A 2,670-nucleotide genomic window follows, 5' to 3' on the forward strand; every position below is an offset into this window, starting at 1 on the left:
GCCCAGGTCTTCGCGCAGCACCTCCAGCAGAGTGCGGTCGGGTGGTACATTGCCCAGCGCCACAGGTTGGCCACGGCGCAAGAATTGCAGGGGTTGGGTTGTCATGACAGATGCAGCTTCGATTTCCATGCGTTCATCAGAGGGTAGGGCCGCCAGAGGCTCGGCGCATAAGCACAAGCTTATGACATCAATGCACGCACCGCTATGAGAGACAACGCCCTTTTCGACAAGATAGACCTCCATCTCATAAGGGTCTTGCACACCGTGCTCACTGAACGCAGCGTATCGAGGGCCGCCATCCGTCTGGGCATGCACCAGCCGGCGGTGTCGGCTGCGCTGAAAAGGCTGCGCGACCTGTCGGGCGACCCGCTTTTGGTGCGCTCAGGCGCCAGCATGATGCCCACCGATGCCGCACTGCGCATGGTGGAGCCTGCAGGCGCCATCCTTCGCTCGGCGGAGGCGCTGTTTTCGGATGCACGCGGGTTCGACCCGCGCACCGCCACCCGCACCTTCCGTGTGGCCGCGAGCGACTATCTCGACCCGCTTTTTCTGCCCCAGCTCGTGGCCCGCATCAAGGTCGAAGCGCCTTTGTGCCCCATCGAAATCCTGCCCCTGTCGGCCGACGCGCACTACCACGCGCACCTGGCGCAGGGCGAGGTGGATGTGGTGATCGGCAACTGGCCCCAGCCGCCGGACGATTTGCACATGGGCCGCCTGTTTGGCGATGAGGTGGTTTGTCTGGTGGGCAAGGACCACCCCGCCGTGCGGCGCGGCTGGGACATGGACAGCTGGCTCGCCGCCGAGCACATCGCGCCCACGCCCACCCACCCCGGCGCGCGCGGCGTGATCGACGCGCACCTGGACAGCCTGGGCATGCAGCGCAACATCACGGCGCGCTGCGCGCATTTCAGCCTGATCCCCAGCATCGTGGCTTCGAGTTTGCTTGTGCTCACCACGGGCCGCCAGTATTGCGAGCGTTATGTGGACCAACTGCCGCTGGCCATCCTGCCGTGCCCGGTGCCTTTTCCGCGGCTCATGTACTACCAGCTTTGGCACGCGCGCACCCACCATTCGGCGGCGGCGGCGTGGCTGCGGGAATGTGTGAAGGCTGTGGCCTCATCGCTACGAAAAGAATAGCTGCTTGGGCATGCTGAACAAGCGCAAGAAGGTGTTTTCATTCTTATAACAAGTTGTAAAACTGAGAGACAATCCCCGCATGAGTTCACCCCCTACCTCTCCCGCTCCGGGCGCGCCGCCGCCGCCCCGGCTGCAGCTTGTGGGCATCACCAAGCGCTACCCGGCCGTGGTTGCCAACAGCGGCGTGTCGCTCACGGTGTTGCCGGGCGAAATCCATGCCGTGCTGGGCGAAAACGGCGCGGGCAAGTCCACGCTGATGAAGATCATCTACGGCTCGGTCAAGCCCGACGAAGGCAGCGTGTTCTTCAACGGCCAGGCCGTGCAGGTGCGCAACCCCCAAGAGGCGCGGGCCCTGGGCATCGCCATGGTGTTCCAGCATTTCAGCCTGTTCGACACCCTCACCGTGGCCGAAAACGTGTGGCTGGGCCTGGACAAAAGCCTGCAGCTCGCCGAGGTCACGCAGCGCATCAGCGCCAAGGCGGCTGAATATGGCCTCGACATCGACCCCCTGCGCCCCGTGCACACGCTCTCCGTGGGCGAGATGCAGCGCGTGGAAATCATCCGCGCCCTGCTCACCAACCCCAAGGTGCTGATCCTGGACGAGCCCACGTCGGTGCTCACGCCCCAGGCGGTCGAAAAGCTCTTTGTGGTGCTGCGCAAGCTGGCCAACGAGGGCTGCAGCATCCTCTACATCAGCCACAAGCTGCACGAGATCCGGGCGCTGTGCACCGCCTGCACCGTGCTGCGTGGCGGCAAGGTCACGGGTGTGTGCGACCCGCGTGAGGAAACCAATGCCTCGCTCTCGCGCCTGATGATTGGCGCCGAGCCGCCTGCGCTGGAACACCGCGCGGTGCAGACCGGGAGCGCGGTGCTGCGCGTGCAGGGCCTGTCGCTGCCGCGCGCCGACCAGTTCGGCGTGGATTTGACCGACCTGCAGTTCGAGGTGAAGGCGGGCGAGGTGGTGGGTATTGCCGGGGTGTCGGGCAACGGGCAAAAAGAGCTGCTCTACGCGCTGTCGGGCGAAGACCGGCGCGCCGAGCCCGCCAGCATCCAGGTGGCCGGGCAGAACGCGGGGCGCATGGGGCCGGGCCAACGGCGCGTCTTGGGCCTGCACTTTGTGCCCGAGGAGCGCCTGGGCCGGGGCGCCGTGCCCACCATGGGCCTGGCGCACAACCTGCTGCTCACGCGCACCAACTCGGTGTCGGGCAGCGGCTGGATCAAGGTGGGCGCACTTGAAGCGCATGCCAAGGACATCATCCAGCGCTTCAACGTGAAGGCGGGCGGCCCGAACGCGGCGGCCAAGTCGCTGTCGGGCGGCAACCTGCAAAAATTTATCGTGGGGCGCGAGATCGACGCCAACCCGAAGCTGCTCATCGTCTCGCAGCCCACCTGGGGCGTGGACGTGGGCGCCGCCGCGCAGATTCGCGGCTCCATCCTGGCGCTGCGCGACGCGGGCTGCGCCGTGCTGGTGGTGAGTGAGGAGCTGGACGAATTGTTTGAAATCTGCGACCGGCTGCATGTGGTGGCCAAGGG

General features: G+C 65.9%; 2 protein-coding genes. Both read left to right on the forward strand.

What is annotated here, in order from left to right:
* Positions 1 to 204 precede the first annotated feature (204 nt).
* Positions 205 to 1,137, forward strand: a complete 933-nt coding sequence (locus Q0105_RS05740) for a LysR family transcriptional regulator (protein WP_298209670.1) — start codon at positions 205 to 207, stop codon at positions 1,135 to 1,137.
* A gap of 79 nt (positions 1,138 to 1,216) precedes the next feature.
* Positions 1,217 to 2,670 (forward strand): ABC transporter ATP-binding protein (locus Q0105_RS05745; protein WP_298209672.1); only part of this gene is annotated, 1,454 nt, incomplete at its 3' end.

The organism is Acidovorax sp. (assembly GCF_027492855.1).
GTDB lineage: Bacteria > Pseudomonadota > Gammaproteobacteria > Burkholderiales > Burkholderiaceae_C > Acidovorax.

Coding starts and splice junctions, on each gene's coding strand:
- Q0105_RS05740 (WP_298209670.1), top strand. CDS start 205: ATGAGAGACAACGCCCTTTTCGACAAGATAGACCTCCATCTCATAAGG.